19 protein-coding genes are annotated in these 17,142 nt (G+C 61.5%); 3 read left to right on the top strand and 16 right to left on the bottom strand.

What is annotated here, in order from left to right; translation table 11 throughout:
- Positions 1-161: 161 nt before the first annotated feature.
- Positions 162-1,526: a DNA recombination protein RmuC gene (rmuC, locus tag Q8X48_RS06675; protein WP_217838453.1), complete on the bottom strand. Its 1,365-nt coding sequence runs from the start codon at positions 1,524-1,526 to the stop codon at positions 162-164.
- Between the two features lie 175 nt (positions 1,527-1,701).
- A complete protein-coding gene (locus Q8X48_RS06670) occupies positions 1,702-2,025 on the bottom strand; it encodes a sel1 repeat family protein (protein WP_015096151.1) in 324 nt (107 codons plus the stop codon).
- 997 nt (positions 2,026-3,022) lie between these two features.
- Between Q8X48_RS06670 and Q8X48_RS06665 the strand changes: the two genes are divergently transcribed.
- The 3 genes from Q8X48_RS06665 to Q8X48_RS06655 all read left to right on the top strand — a co-directional run bounded on the left by Q8X48_RS06665 (position 3,023) and on the right by Q8X48_RS06655 (position 5,429).
- Positions 3,023-3,247, top strand: coding sequence for a hypothetical protein (locus tag Q8X48_RS06665; RefSeq protein ID WP_007898912.1), 225 nt, complete (start codon positions 3,023-3,025; stop codon positions 3,245-3,247).
- A gap of 275 nt (positions 3,248-3,522) precedes the next feature.
- Complete coding sequence (locus Q8X48_RS06660; protein WP_007977587.1) at positions 3,523-4,005, top strand: hypothetical protein; 483 nt, start codon at positions 3,523-3,525, stop codon at positions 4,003-4,005.
- Between the two features lie 146 nt (positions 4,006-4,151).
- Positions 4,152-5,429, top strand: coding sequence for an OmpP1/FadL family transporter (locus tag Q8X48_RS06655; RefSeq protein ID WP_407799496.1), 1,278 nt, complete (start codon positions 4,152-4,154; stop codon positions 5,427-5,429).
- Between the two features lie 89 nt (positions 5,430-5,518).
- On the opposite strand, the gene Q8X48_RS06650 is transcribed toward Q8X48_RS06655, so the two are convergent.
- The 14 genes from Q8X48_RS06650 to cobO form a co-directional block, all read right to left on the bottom strand.
- A complete protein-coding gene (locus tag Q8X48_RS06650) occupies positions 5,519-6,085 on the bottom strand; it encodes a glutathione peroxidase (RefSeq protein WP_407799495.1) in 567 nt (188 codons plus the stop codon).
- 54 nt (positions 6,086-6,139) lie between these two features.
- Complete coding sequence (locus Q8X48_RS06645; protein ID WP_263288213.1) at positions 6,140-6,262, bottom strand: hypothetical protein; 123 nt, start codon at positions 6,260-6,262, stop codon at positions 6,140-6,142.
- On the bottom strand, positions 6,259-7,467 hold the full coding sequence (locus Q8X48_RS06640; RefSeq protein ID WP_015096156.1) for an MFS transporter: 1,209 nt from the start codon (positions 7,465-7,467) through the stop codon (positions 6,259-6,261). The genes Q8X48_RS06645 and Q8X48_RS06640 overlap by 4 nt, the downstream gene beginning before the upstream one ends.
- A 52-nt stretch (positions 7,468-7,519) precedes the next feature.
- Complete coding sequence (locus tag Q8X48_RS06635) at positions 7,520-7,924, bottom strand: MarR family winged helix-turn-helix transcriptional regulator (protein WP_007984513.1); 405 nt, start codon at positions 7,922-7,924, stop codon at positions 7,520-7,522.
- A gap of 187 nt (positions 7,925-8,111) precedes the next feature.
- Positions 8,112-8,843 carry an adenosylcobinamide-GDP ribazoletransferase gene (locus Q8X48_RS06630; protein ID WP_407799494.1) on the bottom strand — a complete coding sequence of 244 codons (732 nt, stop codon included), beginning with the start codon at positions 8,841-8,843 and terminating at the stop codon, positions 8,112-8,114.
- Between the two features lie 2 nt (positions 8,844-8,845).
- A complete protein-coding gene (gene cobC / locus Q8X48_RS06625; RefSeq protein ID WP_407799493.1) occupies positions 8,846-9,421 on the bottom strand; it encodes an alpha-ribazole phosphatase family protein in 576 nt (191 codons plus the stop codon).
- Positions 9,418-10,473 carry a nicotinate-nucleotide--dimethylbenzimidazole phosphoribosyltransferase gene (cobT, locus tag Q8X48_RS06620; protein WP_407799492.1) on the bottom strand — a complete coding sequence of 352 codons (1,056 nt, stop codon included), beginning with the start codon at positions 10,471-10,473 and terminating at the stop codon, positions 9,418-9,420. The genes cobC and cobT overlap by 4 nt, the downstream gene beginning before the upstream one ends.
- Positions 10,470-10,991, bottom strand: a complete 522-nt coding sequence (gene cobU / locus Q8X48_RS06615) for a bifunctional adenosylcobinamide kinase/adenosylcobinamide-phosphate guanylyltransferase (protein WP_095963914.1) — start codon at positions 10,989-10,991, stop codon at positions 10,470-10,472. Before cobU ends, cobT begins: the two co-directional genes overlap by 4 nt.
- Positions 10,992-11,141: 150 nt before the next feature.
- Entirely contained in the window at positions 11,142-12,593 is a 1,452-nt protein-coding gene (locus Q8X48_RS06610) for a cobyric acid synthase (protein ID WP_407799491.1), read from the bottom strand.
- Positions 12,590-13,582, bottom strand: a complete 993-nt coding sequence (gene cobD / locus Q8X48_RS06605; RefSeq protein WP_407799490.1) for a threonine-phosphate decarboxylase CobD — start codon at positions 13,580-13,582, stop codon at positions 12,590-12,592. Before cobD ends, Q8X48_RS06610 begins: the two co-directional genes overlap by 4 nt.
- On the bottom strand, positions 13,575-14,483 hold the full coding sequence (gene cbiB / locus Q8X48_RS06600; protein WP_007977557.1) for an adenosylcobinamide-phosphate synthase CbiB: 909 nt from the start codon (positions 14,481-14,483) through the stop codon (positions 13,575-13,577). The genes cobD and cbiB overlap by 8 nt, the downstream gene beginning before the upstream one ends.
- A complete protein-coding gene (gene bluB / locus Q8X48_RS06595; RefSeq protein WP_407799489.1) occupies positions 14,480-15,130 on the bottom strand; it encodes a 5,6-dimethylbenzimidazole synthase in 651 nt (216 codons plus the stop codon). The genes cbiB and bluB overlap by 4 nt, the downstream gene beginning before the upstream one ends.
- Entirely contained in the window at positions 15,127-16,509 is a 1,383-nt protein-coding gene (locus tag Q8X48_RS06590; protein ID WP_407799488.1) for a cobyrinate a,c-diamide synthase, read from the bottom strand. Before Q8X48_RS06590 ends, bluB begins: the two co-directional genes overlap by 4 nt.
- The gene (gene cobO, locus Q8X48_RS06585) at positions 16,506-17,117 is read right to left on the bottom strand and encodes a cob(I)yrinic acid a,c-diamide adenosyltransferase (RefSeq protein WP_007984541.1); all 612 of its coding nucleotides are present in this window, start codon (positions 17,115-17,117) and stop codon (positions 16,506-16,508) included. The genes Q8X48_RS06590 and cobO overlap by 4 nt, the downstream gene beginning before the upstream one ends.
- Between the last annotated feature and the right edge of the window lie 25 nt (positions 17,118-17,142).

Genomic DNA, 17,142 nt, shown 5'->3' with positions numbered 1-17,142 from the left:
CCGGGCTGACTCAAAACCCTGTGGCGAGGGGGCTTGTCGGAATGCCGCACCACCCCGTTCGGCTGCGTAGCAGTCGTCAGACAATCCAAATGGTATGGGGGCCGCTGCGCGGCCCAACGGGGGCAAGCCCCCTCGCCACAGGGTCCACGCTCGACCTAGGGCTACTCCGGCAATTCGACCAACCCATCCACATCGGTCATCGCCCGCTCCAGCAAATCCGCCGGCAGGCTCTTGCTCGCCCGTGCCCCCAGCAGCTTGAGTTGTTCACTGCGACTGACCAGGTTGCCACGCCCCTCTGTCAGCTTGTTGCGTGCCGAACTGTAAGCCTTGTCCAGTTGCTGCAGGCGATTGCCGACCTCGTCCAGATCCTGAATGAACAGCACGAACTTGTCGTACAGCCACCCGGCCCGCTCGGCGATTTCCCGGGCGTTCTGGCTCTGGCGCTCCTGTTTCCACAGGCTGTCGATGACACGCAGGGTCGCCAACAACGTGGTGGGACTGACGATCACGATGTTGCGGTCGAATGCCTCCTGAAACAGCGTCGGCTCAGCCTGCAACGCGGCAGAAAACGCCGCCTCGATCGGCACGAAGAGCAACACGAAATCCAGGCTGTGCAAGCCATCGAGGCGCTTGTAATCCTTGCCGGCCAGGCCTTTAACGTGATTGCGCAATGAAAGCACGTGCTGCTTGATGGCGATCTGGCCAATAGCCTCGTCCTCAGCCGCCACGTATTGCTGATAGGCCGTCAGGCTGACCTTGGAGTCGACCACCACCTGCTTGTCGCCCGGCAGGTAAATGATCACGTCCGGCTGGAAGCGTTCGCCGTCCGGTCCCTTGAGATTGACCTGAGTCTGGTACTCGCGGCCCTTCTCCAGCCCTGCATGCTCGAGCACGCGCTCAAGGATCAGTTCGCCCCAATTGCCTTGGGTCTTCTGCCCTTTCAAGGCGCGGGTCAGGTTGGTGGCTTCGTCGCTCAAGCGCAAATTCAGCTGTTGCAGGCGCTCCAGTTCCTTGGCCAGGGAGAAACGCTCACGAGCTTCGTTCTGATAGCTTTCCTCGACGCGCTTTTCGAAGGACTGGATGCGCTCCTTGAGCGGATCGAGCAACTGTCCCAGGCGCTGCTGGCTGGTTTCGGCAAAACGCTGCTCGCGCTCATCGAAAATCTTCCCCGCCAGCTCGGCAAACTGCGCACGCAATTCGTCCCGCGAACCTTGCAGGTCGTCAAGGCGTTGCTGATGGCTGTCCTGTTGCTCGCGCAATTCGGCGTTGAGCGACGCGGCCTGGGCATCCAGACGGCGCAGTTCGGCTTCCTTGCCAGCGCGTTCGATATTCCACGCATGGGCGGCGTCCCGGGCGTCGTCGCGCTCGATCTGCAGCAGTTCGACTTCACGACGCAGCGCAGCCAGATCAGCCTGCTTGGCGGAGTTGGCCTGGGTCAGATCAGCGATTTCATCGCGGCTGGACTCGAGTTGTGCATTCAAGCCGTCCTGTGCCAGTTGCGCCATGGCCAGGCGCTCCTGCAGCAGTGCAACGTCTGCCTGCGTGGTGCTGGCCCGCCGCTGAAGTTGCCAGGCCAATACCAGCAACGGCAACCCTGCCGCTGCCAGACCCAGCAATACGCTGGTCAAGTCCATTGCCATAGCCACTCCTGCCATTCGGATAAAGCCTGAAGGTTAACCAAGGCGTCCGGTCTTGGACAGCTCAGTCTTCGATCAGCCCCAGTTCCTGTTGAGCGCGGCGATCGCCAGCCCGAGCGGCCTGACGCAGCAGGTCCTGACCGATACGGCGGTCCCGGGCATTCCCGCATTCGCGGCACATCAGCTGGCCAAGGCGACTTTGCGCAGCCACCACACCCTCACGGGCCGGTTGCTTGAGCAGACGTCCGGCGATGTGTTTGACGTTAGGGTTTTCGCCCAGGTGCGGACTGTCCAACAGCCACTCTGCCACGCGCATGGAAAAACGCTTGGTAGGGGCAACAGAGGGTGGTGTGGAGGTAGAGGAAACAGGAGCTGAGCGAAACTTCATAAAGCACTGTGGGGCAGATCGGAAGGCGCGCAACTTTACTCTCTTTTTCTTACAGGTAAAGCTGAAAATGTCCCGGCACGCCCGTCCTAGAGCAAGCGCTCGGGACAATCCACAGAAGCTGTGGATAACTCAGTGGACAACCGTCTCTGAACCCGCTCAAAGCCCTGTGGAATGGGGTTCGCAGTCAAACTGACGATTTTTTCACCAGTAAAAAAAAGCGATGTTTTTCATTGACTTAAATTTTGGTTACAGGCAGCGATTGCGCTTGAACGTGAGATGACAGCGGGGTGACAGACTCTGCAACTAATGTGCACAAGTGCCTCTGCGACGGTTATATCAATGCACTTTTTCGGCGCGTTTTTTGGTCATGCCTGGGGATAAGCCCTGGCAAACCCGGTATTTAGACAGCTGCGTTGCTACCAACATCGAAGACCGATGGTCGGATTCTGCTCTGCTACAGGGCGTATCAATTGGAGGCAGCGCCGCTTCATGCGCTTATCTACAAGGCAAAACAGCACCCGCAGGGAAATTCTTTTTGCTATCACACTTCCCTTGGCCAGTTCAATCCGTTAGTATCCGCGGCGTTAGTACCAAGCTGAAAGTCAATTCTGGTCGAACAAATCCCCCCGGTCAGCCTTCCCGAAGGAAGCCTCCACCGAACAAGCGGGATCGACCACCTCGATGGTTTCCAGGTAAATCTTGCGCCGACACAACCTTTGAATCGAAAGCGAAGGGTGTTGCTCCGCCTGCCTACTCTGCTCGAACCAACCTGCAAATTGATCAGGATCTTCACCCCGGGCCCAGAACCTTTGCCCTCGATGTGTTGCCTGCCCTCCTAAGTACCTACCTGCCAGCCCAAGCGCGCCAACTTATCAGCGCTTCAAACTGGCTGCTTTGTTCCAGTCGGGTTCTTCGTTCGATCAATGGTGATCGACGTTACTGGAACGTTTTAACGTTGCACGGTTCTTATCCGTGTCATTTGTAGGAACACCCAATAATGTCTACTCAAATCCACACTCAGGATGCCATTCGCACCCTAACCAACGCTTTTGCACCAATGAACTGCCTGATCATGGCCGCTCGCAAAGGCTGCTTCAGCTTCACCCTGGTCAACGAACACGGCATCGCTCGTCACAGCGAACGCCTGTACCCCGATCAATACTCCAGCGCCGAGCCGCTGCAGGCCGTGATCGAGCGTACCCGTCAGGCATTGGTTGCCTGAAACGCCAGAAAGGCTGAAAAACCCGAAAGCCCTGCCCGAAAAGCAGGGCTTTTTATTGCCCGATGTTTCCCCACACTCGAACCACGACTAAGCACGATCCGATATAAGGGCTATAACTGGTCGCTGGAAATATTTTAAAAACAGTCCTTTACAGCGCGAATATGACACTACACTTCAACTCAAGCGGCTTGACCCGCTTGCGGCGAGCCTGAACCGATTCACAGCTGCCAAGCCCCCTTCAGGTATCGCCGTCCAATTCAGGTTTCGAGGGTTTTATGGGTATCGCTGCCAGCGAACTGTGCCGCTATGTGATTCGTCCGACATTGATCTACCTCGGACGCCATAGCGCTACTGCCGAATCCCTGCTGCTGGGCATCGCCGCCAGCCAGTCAGCCCTTGGTTCCGCCCTGCATGACCGCCGTGGGCACGGCCTGTACCGCATCGCCGAACCCCGCCACCAGGCACTTTGGGACCATTACCTGGCCCTTGATCCGGAGCGTGCAAGCCTGGTCCGCGGTCTGGCCAGCCAGCATGCATTTCTGAGCGGGCCGCACCTCGAGTTGACCGTCAACCTGCGTTACGCCACAGCCATCGCCTGGCTGCTGGTGGAAGAACAGAATACCCCCCTCCCCTCCCCTGATGATCTGTTGGGCATGGCCAGGATCTGGCGCCAGACATTTCACCCCCAGGGGCGTCTGCGTGATTTCACCAGTGCCTGGCAAACCTGTGTTTCACCCCTGAATCAGGTAGCCTGCTGATACTTCTGGATCCAAACATCGCGCAACATGTGGTGATTTTGGTCGGATTGTCCTACAAAACCGCTCTAAATCAAGGCATCCAGCCTATGGCGCCGGGACGAAAATGTTGGTAATTTTCGCCCCGGTGATCACCAGGAGTTCTAATAATGAAAAAAGTAATGCTCAAAACCACCATTAGTCTCGCCGTTGCCATGGCATCCACCCAGATTTTCGCAAGTGGCTTTGCCCTCAACGAACAAAGCATCAGCGGGATGGGGTCAGGTTTTGCCGGGCGATCTTCCTCTGCCGACGACGCATCCACCATTTTTGGCAACCCTGCCGGCATGTCTCGCCTCAAACGCGAACAAGTGACCGGCGGCGTTGCATTTATCGACGCGCACACCGACATCAGTGATGCCAGCTCCAGTCCGAACAGCGGCACCAACAAGGGTGACATGGTCCCCTTCATGGGCGTGCCGATGGGCTATTACGTCAAGCCAATCGATGACCAGTGGGCCTTCGGTATCGGCGTGTACGCACCATTCGGTCTGGTCACCGACTACGAAAACAACTTTGCCGGCCGCTACTTCGGCAGCAAGAGCGAAGTTAGAATCGTCACCCTGCAACCGACTGTCAGCTACGCCTTCAACGACAAGGTCTCCATCGGTTTTGGCCCGACCATCAACCGCATCGACGGCACCCTGGAATCGAACCTGTCGATCACCCAGTCCCAGCCAGATGGCAAGGTCAAGATCACAGGTGACGACACCGCGCTGGGCTACAACATCGGCGTGCTGGTTCAAGCCACCGACAGCACTCGCGTCGGCCTGACCTACCACTCGAAAGTGAAGTACAAGCTCGAAGGTGACACCAAGGTCAACTACGACTTTCTGCGCCAGGTCGGCCAGAATCCGAACCAGAAGTACGACGCTTCGCTGGACCTGACCACACCTGAATCGGTGGACTTCTCGGTCACTCACCAGCTCGACGACAAGTGGACTCTGTACGCAGGCAGCACCTGGACCCGCTGGAGCCGCCTGAAAGAAATCACCGTTGAAAACACAGGTGTTCCACCCGCTCTGAATGGCCAGTTCGGCACCATCACCGAAGAACAGAACTGGCACGACACCTGGGCTCACGCCATCGGCGCGTCTTACCAGCTGAACAAGCAATGGGTACTGCGTACCGGTCTGTCCGTTGACCAGGCACCGACCAACAACGTTGACCGTTCCCCACGCATCCCGACTGGCGATCGCAAGATTTTCAGCGTGGGCGCCGGCTGGAGCCCGACCGACGACCTGACCATCGACCTGGCGTATTCGTACCTGCGCGAAGAGTCGGTCAAGATCGACAACAAAACCGACGATTTCCGTAATCAGAAATACAACGCCAAGTATGAAAACTACGCGAACGGTTTCGGTCTCGGTGCAACCTACCGCTTCTGATGATTCCCGGCGAGCCTGAACCGCTCGCCATCGGAATCAAAAAAAGCCCCGCTCTCTTTATAGAGGCGGGGCTTTTCAGTGGGCGTCGATCAGGGGGTCGAAGCGAGCGGTGGCGAAGCCAGGGCTTTTTCTACCGCGGCGATGAACTCGGGATCATCCGGCTTGGTCAGGCTGGAGAAACTGGCGATCACCTTGCCCTGGCGATCGACCACATACTTGTAGAAATTCCACTTCGGCGCACTGGCTTGACTGGCGAGGACTTTGAACAAGTGCGTTGCGTCTTCGCCGCGAACCTTCTGTGGCTCAGTCATGGTGAAGGTCACGCCGTAGTTGGCATAGCAGACTTTCGCAGTCTCGGCGCTGTCTTTGGACTCCTGCTTGAAGTCGTTTGACGGCACGCCGAGTATTTCCAGCCCTTGCCCCTTGTAGCGCTGATTGAGTGCCTCAAGGCCCTCAAACTGCGGTGCGAAGCCGCAGAAACTGGCGGTATTGACCACCACCAGCGGTTTGTCGGCGTAACGCTGGCACAGGTCGATGGACTCCTTGGCCCGCAACTTCGGCAGCGAGCCCTGCAGCACCTCCGGACAGTCAGCGGCCCAAGCCGGCCCGGACAACGCCATCAGCAACGCGGGAACAGCACACCAGCGCTTGAGCATCTCGAGCCTCCTTGATAATTCGTCAAAAGCGACGTTACTCGCCCTCGCCGCTCACTAGCAAGCCCCCATGCCCAACTGCATCAACGCCAGCCCGCCCTGATGCCAGCCCCACCACGACAACGCCAGCAACAAGGCGCAGACGGCGGCTACAGCGATCCGGGGCCAAAGTCTGTTCATGTCGCACTCATCTGTGTTTGCAGGCGCGCCACCGGCCGTTCACGCACCGGCCAGTTGAGGGCAGCGGCCAACAGGCTCAAGAGAATTGCCACTTGCCAGATCAAGTCATAACTCCCGGTTCGGTCATACACCACCCCGCCCAACCAGCCGCCCAGGAACGAACCGAGCTGGTGAAACAGGAAAACAATCCCGCCGAGCATGGACAGGTTTCGCACGCCAAACAAGGTCGCTACCGTACCGTTGGTCAATGGCACCGTCGACAGCCACAGGAAGCCCATGGCCATGCCGAACAGGTAGGCCGTGGTGGTGGTCACCGGTGCCCACAGGAACAACGCAATGACCACCGCCCGCAACAAGTACAGACCGGTGAGCAAACGCGGTTTGGACATCCGCCCGCCGAGCCACCCGGCGGTATAGGTGCCGAAAATGTTGAACAGGCCGATCAGCGCCAGCACCGTGGTGCCGACCGTGGCCGGTAGATGCTGATCCACCAGATAGGCCGGCAAGTGCACACCGATGAACACCACCTGGAATCCGCAGACAAAAAAGCCGAACGCCAGCAGCCAGAATCCGGAATGCGAGCAGGCTTCGCGCAGTGCTTCGCCAAGGGTTTGTTCGTGGCCCAGGACGGGTAATGGCTTGTCCTTGAGCATGCTCACCAGCGGTACGATCAGCGCCACCAGCAAGCCCAGCGCGAGCAACGCCGCGGACCAGCCAAGCCATCCGATCAAACCAAGCGTACCGGGCAACATCGCGAACTGGCCGAACGAGCCGGCAGCACTGGCGATCCCCATGCCCATGCTGCGCTTTTCCGGCGGTACTGCGCGGCCGACCACACCCAGAATCACCGAGAACGACGTGCCGGACAGACCGATACCGATCAGCAGGCCGGCGCTCAGGGAAAGGGTAACCGCCGAGTCGGAGAGCCCCATGCAAATCAGCCCGGCCGCGTACAGGACGCCACCGATCAGCACCACTTTCGCCGCGCCGAAGCGATCGGCCAGCGCACCGGTGAATGGCTGGGCGAGGCCCCAGATCAGGTTCTGCAAGGCGATCGCGAAGGCAAAGACTTCACGACCCCAGCCGAACTCGGCACTCATCGGCGCCAGAAACAGCCCGAAGCCATGTCGAACCCCCAGAGACAACGCAAGAATCAGCGCACTCCCCAACAGAACCCAACCGCACGTACGCCACATCGATGTCATTGTTGTTCTCCGGTAGCGGGTATATACCCGCTTATGTTCGGAAAAACCGGCGTCACGCCAGTTCGTCCAGCAGCTTCAATAAGATTTCGCGCTTCTCGGCCCCCAGGCGATCGATCAAGCGCTGCTGTGCGGCTTCCCAGGCCGGCAAGGCAGCCTTGAGACGCTCCGCCCCGGCCTCGGTCAGCAGGACGATGCGGTTGCGCATGTCTTCGCCCTCGACCAGTGTCACCAGGCCCTCCCCCTCCAGCACCCGCAAATTGCGCCCCAAGGTGCTGCGATCCAGGCCCATGGCCTCGGCCAGGGTTGAAATGCTCGGCTGATCCAGACGCTGCAGATTGCACAGCAAAGAATACTGCGCAACGTTGATCCCGAAGCCGTCGAGAGCGCCGTCGTAATGCCTGCTGACGCCACGGGCGGCGCGACGCAGGTTGATGCATAAACATTGGGAATCGAGCATGGTGCGTGTATATACCCGCGAGCGTGTTAAATCAAGTTACATGGGAAGTGGCGCCTGCCAGATAGCCATCGCGGGCAAGCCCGCTCCCACAGAGATCGTCGGTGTGCCCACTATTTTGCCAACAAAACAGAAACCCTGTGGGAGCGGGCTTGCCCGCGAAGGGGCCAGAACATTCAACACAACCCCATCAGAACAGCGCCAAGCCTACCAGCACTGCAACTTCCAGCAACTCCAGCATTGCCCCTGCCGTATCGCCCGTCGTTCCACCGAGCCGCCGCAGCATCACCAGCCGCAACCAGACAAACCCGAGAACCGCCAACACCACCGCCAGCACACCACTCAAACCGGCAATCAGCACACAGGCCAGTGCACTGACCGCCAACACCTGCCTGCCCGCCGAGCGCGGAAGATGATCGGCCAATGCCTGCCCCAGGCCACCGGCACGCACATAGGGTGTGGTCAGGAACAAGCCGAGCAACGCGCTGCGACCGATCAACGGCACGATGATCAATGCCAGCGAATTCGGTTGCCCGATCAACGCCAGCAGCGCAGTGAACTTGAGCAACAACACCATCACCAGCGTCACCACGGCGATCGGCCCGCTGCGTGGGTCTTTCATGATGGTCAGCGTACGCTCGCGGTCGCCAAAACCGCCGAGCCAGGCATCGGCGCTGTCCGCCAGACCATCGAGATGCAACCCGCCGCTGAGCAGTACCCAGACGCTCAGCAATAACGCCGCGTGCAACAACGCCGGTGTGCCCTGCAACAGCCAGTTCATTGCCCACAAAATCACGCCAAAGAGCAATCCCACCAGCGGATAAAACAACAGCGACCGCCCCAGCTCCCCAGGCTCAGGCATGCCCGGCAGGCGAATCGGCAGGCTGCTGAGAAATTGCAGGGCGATCCAGAATGGCAACATGGTCAGCGCACTTCCTTCAACATACCAGCGGACTCCATCGTCAGCGAAAACAGCGCGCCATGCCCGACCTCAACGTTGAGCAGTTGCTCTCGCGGCAACCCGCGAGCATGTGCCAGCAACAGGCGCATCACCCCGCCGTGGCTGATCAGCAGAATGCGCTCACCAGCACAGGTCGCGTACAAACGCTCCAGCGCTGCCAGCACCCGTGTCGAAAAGTCCGCAACCGGCTCGCCCTGAGGCGGCGTGAACGAGTAAGGATCGGCCCAGAACAAGCCCAGCGCCTGCGCGTCGGTCTCCATCAACGCCGCCGCGCTCTGTCCTTCCCAGGCACCGAAATGCAACTCTTGCAGGTCTTTATCCAATAGCACCGGCACACCCAGTTGTGCACCAAGTTCCTCGGCAAACCGCGCACAACGCTGCAATGGCGAACTGACTAACCGGTCCCATGGCCCTTGCCCGACCACGGCGGCGCGCATCTGCGCCCAGCCCGTTTCGGTCAACGCATCATCGATGCTGCCGCGCAGGCCACCGCCGAATTCGGTTTCACCGTGACGCAACAGATCCACGCGCAGGGTCATGCCGGACGATCTGCCACGGCGGCTTCGGCAAAGGTCGCCATCTGCCCGTGCAGGTCGCACGCCAGACGCAACAGCGGCACAGCCAATGCCGCGCCACTGCCTTCACCAAGCCGCAGACCAAGATCGAGCAAGGGTTGCGCATCCAGGGTTTCCAGCACATGACGATGCCCCGGCTCGGCACCGCGATGACCGAACAACAGCCACTGACGGCATTCGGGATTCAAGCGCACCGCAACCAGCGCAGCGACACTGCAGATGAAGCCGTCCACCAGCACCGCGACACCGCCTTGAGCACAGGCGAGATAGGCACCGACCAGCGCCGCAATCTCGAAGCCACCGAGGTTGAACAGGGTCTGCAAGGCATCGCCCCGCTGTGCGGCGTGCAATGCTAGGGCGCGCTCGATCACCCGGGCTTTATGGCTGACACCTTCGGCGTTGAGCCCGGTGCCAGGCCCGGTCAAATGGCCCACCGGGCAATCGAGCAAGGCACAGGCCAGGGCGCTGGCGGCGGTGGTGTTACCGATGCCCATTTCTCCACCGATGAACAACTGCGCACCGGTGGCAATCGCCCGCTGCACGCTGTCACGGCCGGCCTGCAAAGCGAGTTGTCCCTGGGCTGCGGTCATGGCCGGCCCCTGTACAAAATTCGCCGTGCCCGGGCCGACGTTCAGGTGACGCACACCGGGCAGGTTCAGCGACGACGTCACCGTGCCAAGGTCAACCACCTCAAGGGAAGCACCCAGTTGCCGCGCCAGTACGCTGATCGCCGCACCACCGCTGACGAAGTTGAGCAGCATCTGCCCGGTGACTTCCTGGGGAAATGCCGACACGCCCTCGGCGACCACACCATGGTCGCCGGCAAATATCGCGATCCACACCTGCTCCAGGCTCGGCTTGACCCGCCCCTGCAACCCCGCCAGTTGCACCGCCACCGATTCCAGCTGACCAAGGGAACCGGCCGGCTTGGTCAGTTGCTGTTGCCGCGCCAGGGCCTGTTTGAGCGCTTGGGTATCGACCGGCCTGCACGGGTTCAGCCACCAGGATTGAGTCATAACGCAGTTCCTTTCAGAGTCAGGGGCAGGCCGGCGACGGTCAGGACGACACGCTGACAACGCTCAGCCAGAGCTTGATGCAGCCAACCGGCTTCATCGACATAGCGGCGAGTCAATTCGCCCAGCGGCACGACACCCATTCCGGTCTCGTTGCTGACAAAAATGATTTCACCCGGCAACGCTGCCAGGCAGTCCAGCAGGGCATCACGCTCGGCTTGCAAGCGCTCGGCATCGTCGAGCATCAGCAGGTTGGTCAACCACAGGGTCAGGCAATCCACCAGCAGACAGCGGTCGGCACGGGCGCTTTCACGCAGTACCCGAGCCAGTTCCAGGGGTTCTTCAATCAGTGCCCACTCGGCAGGACGACGGGCACGGTGATGAGCCACCCGCTCGCTCATTTCGCCATCCAATGGCTGGCTGGTGGCGATGTAGGTGACGGTCAGGGCGCTGTCGATGGCGAGTTTTTCAGCCAGGCGACTCTTGCCGGAGCGGGCGCCGCCGAGGATCAGTTGGAGCATGGTTGTTTTCCTTGAAATTTTCGCTGAGGCGACTGGCCTCATCGCGGGCAAGCCCGCTCCTACAAGGTTATTGGGCGTTCCCGGGATTTGTGTCTGGTTGCAATCCCCTGTGGGAGCGGGCTTGCCCGCGATGAGGCCAGCACAGACGCCTCAAATTCCACAGAGCCGCCTCAACAGCCCGGTATCCAGATGCTTCTCCACCAGATCCGCCAGCCGCTCGATATCGCGCTCGCGCAAGGCGTGGTAATCCACGGCCTGCACCTCCTGCAAACCGGCCCAGCGCAACAGCGCACTGCACGCCGTCGGCGATTCGAACAGCCCGTGCAGGTAGGTGCCGAAAATCTGCCCGTCCGCACTTTGCGCACCATCGCAGCGTCCGTCATCCAGTTGCACGGCGGCGTTTTCCAGAGCCGGTCCGGTGGTCACGCCGGCATGGATTTCATAGCCCGATACCGGCGCATCTTCTAGCGCCAGGCGGCCACACACATTGCGCAACTGTTTCTCTTGTTCGAGCCGGGTCTGGAACGCCAGCAGTCCCAAACCGGCACTGGAACCCGGCGCGCCCTCGAGGCCCAGCGGGTCATGCACCTGCTCACCGAGCATCTGCAGGCCGCCACAGATCCCCAGCAGTTTTCCGCCGTAACGCAGATGCCGGGCAATCGCGGTTTCCCAGCCGTTGGCCCGCAGGTACGCGAGGTCGCTGCGGACACTTTTCGAACCAGGAAGAATGATCAGGTCGGCAGGCGGAACCGCTTGGCCGGGCCCGATGAATTGCAGGTCCACTTGCGGATGCAGGCGCAGCGGATCGAAATCGGTGTGATTGCTGATGCGCGGCAGCACCGGCACCACGACTTTCAGCACCCGTTCGGCTTTATCGGTCTGGCGCTGATCGATGCCGTCTTCAGCCTCCAGGTGCAGGTCCATCACGTACGGCAGCACACCCACCACCGGTTTGCCGGTGCGTTCTTCAAGCCAGTCGAGACCGGGTTGCAGCAACGCGAGGTCACCGCGAAAACGATTGATGATGAAGCCTTTGACCCGCGCCTGTTCGCTCGGCGACAGCAGTTCGAGGGTACCCACCAGATGGGCGAAAACCCCGCCGCGATTGATATCGGCAATCAGCAACACCGGGCAATCCACCGCTTCGGCGAAGCCCATGTTGGCGATGTCGCCGGCGCGCAAATTGATTTCCGCCGGCGAGCCTGCGCCTTCGACCATCACCAGCGAATACGCCGCGCTCAAGCGCTCGTGGGAGGCCAGTACCGCTTGCATGGCGATGCTTTTGTAGTCGTGATAGGCGACGGCGTTCATGGTCGTGACGGCGCGGCCATGGATGATCACCTGGGCACCGGTGTCACTGTTGGGCTTGAGCAATACCGGATTCATGTCGGTGTGCGGTTCAAGGTGCGCGGCCTGGGCCTGAACCGCCTGGGCACGGCCAATCTCGCCGCCGTCGGCGGTCACCGCACTGTTGAGTGCCATGTTCTGCGGCTTGAACGGCACTACCCTGACGCCCTGGCGCGTGGCCCAACGGCACAACGCAGTCACCAGCGTGCTTTTACCGGCATCCGACGTGGTGCCCTGCACCATCAGCGTGGTCATTGGTTTTCCTTGGCGAAATCTTCGAATGCCTGCGCCAGTCGCACCCAGGCAGCTTCGTCACCGGGCAGGCCGAATCGCAGGCTGCTGTTGTGCGTGAACAACCGCAGGAGAATGCCGCGCCGGGCCATGAACTCATGCAGTGTTTCGGCGCGTTCGGTAATCAGCCACTGGAACAGCGCACAGCCGCCCTGGGGCTCGAAGCCGTGTTGCTGCAGCAACGACGCCAGGCGCTCGCTGGCCTCTTCGGTGCGCAGCCGTTGCCGCGTTTGCCCCTGCGTATCGCGCAGGCAGGCCTGCCCCACTACCCGGGTTGCCCCGCTCACGGCCCAGGGCCCCACTTGTTCTGCCAGCAACTTGAGCAACTTGCGCTCGGCCAGCACAAACCCAAGGCGCACACCGGCCAGGCCAAAAAACTTGCCGAAGGAGCGCAAGACGATCAGCCCGACCTGATGGGCAAACGGCGCCAGGCTCAGTTGCGGCGTGTTATCCATGAACGCTTCGTCCACCACCAGCCAGCCACCGCGCTGGGCCAGTCGCGTGTGCCAGTCGAGCAGGCGACTGGGGGTGAGGCTCAGACCCGTGGGGTTATTCGGATTTACCACCACCAGCACGTCGAAACTGTCGATGAAGAAGTCGACTTCCTGCTCCAGTACTTCCCGCACGATGTAGCCATTGCGACGCCAGGCTTCGGCGTGCTCGGCGTAACACGGCGACAACACACCCACCTTGCCTGCCCGCCGCAATCGCGGCAGCAGCTGGATCGCCATTTGCGAACCGGCCACCGGCAATGCCTGCAAGGTGCCGTAGTAATCACAGGCGGCCTGTTCCAGACCATCGTCCGCCTCCGGCAAACGGGCCCAGGCCCGCAGCGGAATCTCCGGCACCGGGAACGGCCAGGGCGCAAGGCCCGTCGACAGGTCCAGCCAGTCGGCTTCATCTATGCCGTATTCGAGCGCCGCCTTGCGCAATCGTCCACCGTGCTCAAGCATAAAATTCGGCCCCCAGGCAGAGAATCAGCAGCCATAACCATACCCCGCGCTGGACCAGTTGCCAGCCCTGGTCAATGGAGTCGGCGTCCGCCGGCACGCCTTCGCCCAGTTGCGGACGCTGGTGCAGTTCACCGTGATAAATCGCCGCGCCGCCCAATTCAACGCCAAGAGCCCCTGCCCCTGCCGCCATTACCGGGCCGGCGTTCGGGCTGTCCCAAGTCGGGCCCTGGGTGCGCCAGCATTTCAACGCCAGCCGGGTTTTGCCCAGCAGCGCGTAAGTCAGCGCCACCAGACGCGCAGGAATGTAATTGAGCACGTCGTCGATCTTCGCCGCCGCCCAGCCGAACCGTTCGAAGCGCTCATTGCGATAGCCCCACATCGCATCCAGCGTATTGCTCAGGCGATAGAGCACCACGCCCGGCGCACCGGCCACGGCAAACCAGAACAACGCGGCGAACACCGCGTCGCTGCCGTTCTCCAGCACCGACTCGGTGGCGGCACGGGCGACTTCGGTTTTATCCAGGTCACTTGTTTTACGGCTGACCAGATAACTCACACGCTTGCGTGCTTCATCAAGATCATCGCCGCGCAAGGCCTTGGCCACCGGCGTGACGTGTTCACCGAGGCTGCGCATGCCGAGGGCGCAGTAGAGCGCGAGAATCTCGACGATCCAGCCGACGTAAGGCGCCCAGGAAAATGCCGTGACCAACAGCACCAGCGGCAGCACGGCGATCACCCACGCGGTGACGCCATGGCTGCGCCAACCGCGACCGCCGCCGTTGAAACGTTGCTCGATGCGATCGGCAAAACGGCCGAACGCCACCAGCGGATGCCAGCGTTTAGGTTCGCCCAGCAGCGCATCCAGCGCAACCGCGGCGACACTCAACAACGCCACACTCATTGACTCACTCCCCAATAATTTTCATACAGCAATTCATGCAGCGCACGCGCCTGCGCCCAGCCTTCGAGCACCAGCATCGGCGCCGGGTAGAACGCCTTTACCGGCCCCAGGCACAACACCGCCAGCGGTTTGGCTCCCGGCGGCAGCTTCAACAGGTCCGCCAGTGCCTGGGGGTCGAACAGCGACACCCAGCCCATGCCCAGCCCTTCGGCGCGAGACGCGAGCCACAGGTTCTGGATGGCACAGGACAACGAGGCCATGTCCATTTCCGGCAAGGTGCGACGGCCGAAGATATGCTGCTCGCGGTCGTCCATCAGTGCGGCGACCAGTACCTCGGCGCAATCGTTGATGCCTTCCACCTTGAGCTTCATGAACTCGTCGCTGCGCTCGCCGAGGGCTTCGGCGGTGCGCACGCGCTCCTCTTCCACGAGCCCCTGGATTTGCCCGCGCAAGGCGCGATCACTGATGCGGATGAAGCGCCAGGGTTGCATCAGGCCGACACTCGGCGCCTGGTGTGCAGCCTCGAGCAGACGCCGGAGCAATTCGGGCTCGACGGTGCCGCCGCTGAAGTGGCGCATGTCGCGACGCTCGGCGATGGCGCGGTAGACCGCTGCGCGTTCGGCTTCGGTGAATGCGTTGTCGGTCATGGCCTCTTCGCGAGCAAGCCCGCTCCCACAGAGGATTGCGTTTCTTCAGGCAACGCGAGCCTGCTCGCGAAGGCGGTCCCACGGTCCGGCGCAAACAGCGCGGCAATCGCCGAGGGGTTCGACGGAAAATAAAAGTGCACGTAAGAGGCGGTCATCCGCCCCTCGCGATAAACCGCCTCCGCGCCGCGCCCGCCGTTAGGGCTCACGCCCCGGGCAATCGGCGCCAGTTCAGTGCTGGTCAGCGAATGGTGATAGGTGTGCCCGCGCAGCGAACCTTCCGGCAACTCCACCGCTTGCAACGCCAGCGCCGCCAGACGCTTTTGCATGACCGCATCACCGGTCAGCAAACCAACCAGTTCGGCACGAGTGCCCTCGACATCGGTCAGGGAGTCGAGCAGATACAGCATGCCACCACACTCGGCGAGCAACGGTTTGCCGGCGGCGTGGTGCGCGCGGATCGCGTCGAGCATCGCGGTATTTTGTGCCAGCGCAACATGGTGCAGTTCCGGGTAACCGCCCGGCAGATACAGGCTGTCCGCCTCCGGCAATTGGCGGTCGCGGATCGGCGAGAAGAACGACAACTCGGCACCCATCGCCCGCAGCAAATCCAGGCTCGCACCGTAGGTGAACGCAAAGGCTTCATCACGGGCCACCGCAATGCGCACACCGGCCAGCAGCGGTTCGGCGACGATGACATCGGGGGCGGCGAACTCGACTGCCGGTGGCAGCGCGACCTCGCAACTGCTGGCCAGGGCATCGGCTGCCGCATCGAGGCGCAGGTCGAGATCGTTCAGTTCACTGGCTTGAACCAGCCCCAGGTGTCGGCTCGGCAGTTCAATCCCGGTTTCCCGGGACAGCGCGCCGTACCAGCGCAACCCTTCAGTCAGGCTGCCCTCGAGCAGTTGCGCGTGGCGCAGCGTGCCGACGCGGTTGGCCAGCACGCCGGCGAACGGCAAGTCCGGCTGATAACGCGCCAGCCCCAGGGCCAGTGCGCCGAAGGTCTGGGCCATGGCGGTGCCATCGATCACACCCAGCACCGGCACACCGAAATGCCGCGCCAGATCGGCGCTCGACGGCGTACCGTCGAACAGCCCCATGACGCCTTCGATCAGGATCAGGTCGGCGTCAGCAGCCGCTTCCCACAGCAACCGGCGACTCTCCTGCTCGCCGACCATCCACATGTCCAGTTGATACACCGGCGCACCACTGGCGCGTTCAAGGATCATCGGATCGAGAAAGTCGGGGCCGCACTTGAACACGCGAACCTTGCGCCCCTGATTGCGATGCAATCGGGCCAGCGCCGCGGTGACGGTGGTCTTGCCCTGGCCGGAGGCCGGCGCGGCAATCAGTACCGCCGGGCAATGACGAGGCTGGTTCACAGCTCGACACCTTTCTGCGCTTTGATCCCGGCCTGAAAGGCGTGTTTGATCATGCCCATTTCGGTGACCGTGTCGGCCATCTCGATCATTTCCGGCTTGGCGGCACGCCCGGTGACCACCACGTGTTGCATCGGCGGTCGGGCCTGCAAATCGCTGAGCACCTGATCGAGATCGAGGTAGCCGTGCTTGAGGGCGATGTTCAGCTCATCCAGCACCACCAGGCCGATGGACGGATCGCGCAGCAGTTCCCGGGACACCGCCCACGCCGCTTCGGCGGCAGCGATGTCGCGCTGACGGTCCTGGGTTTCCCAGGTAAACCCTTCGCCCATCACATGAAAACGCACCTGCTCGGGAAAGCGCCGGAAAAACAACTCTTCGCCGGTACTGTTGCGGCCCTTGATGAACTGCACCACACCGCATTGCATGCCGTGCCCCATGGCGCGGGCGAGCATGCCGAAGGCCGAACTGCTCTTGCCCTTGCCGTTGCCGGTCAGCACCAGCAACAGACCACACTCGTTCGGGGAATTGGCGATGCGCTCGTCGATCACGGCTTTTTTGCGCTGCATGCGCGCCAGGTGGCGTTCGTCACGATCGGGGGTATCAGTCATGGGGGAGCTCTCCGTTGAGGCAGGA

This window comes from Pseudomonas sp. QLc11A (genome assembly GCF_052112305.1).
GTDB classification, from domain to species: Bacteria; Pseudomonadota; Gammaproteobacteria; order Pseudomonadales; family Pseudomonadaceae; genus Aquipseudomonas; species Aquipseudomonas laurylsulfatiphila.
Note: the sequence above shows the minus strand (reverse complement) of the source record. Positions and strands in the feature narration are given on the sequence as shown.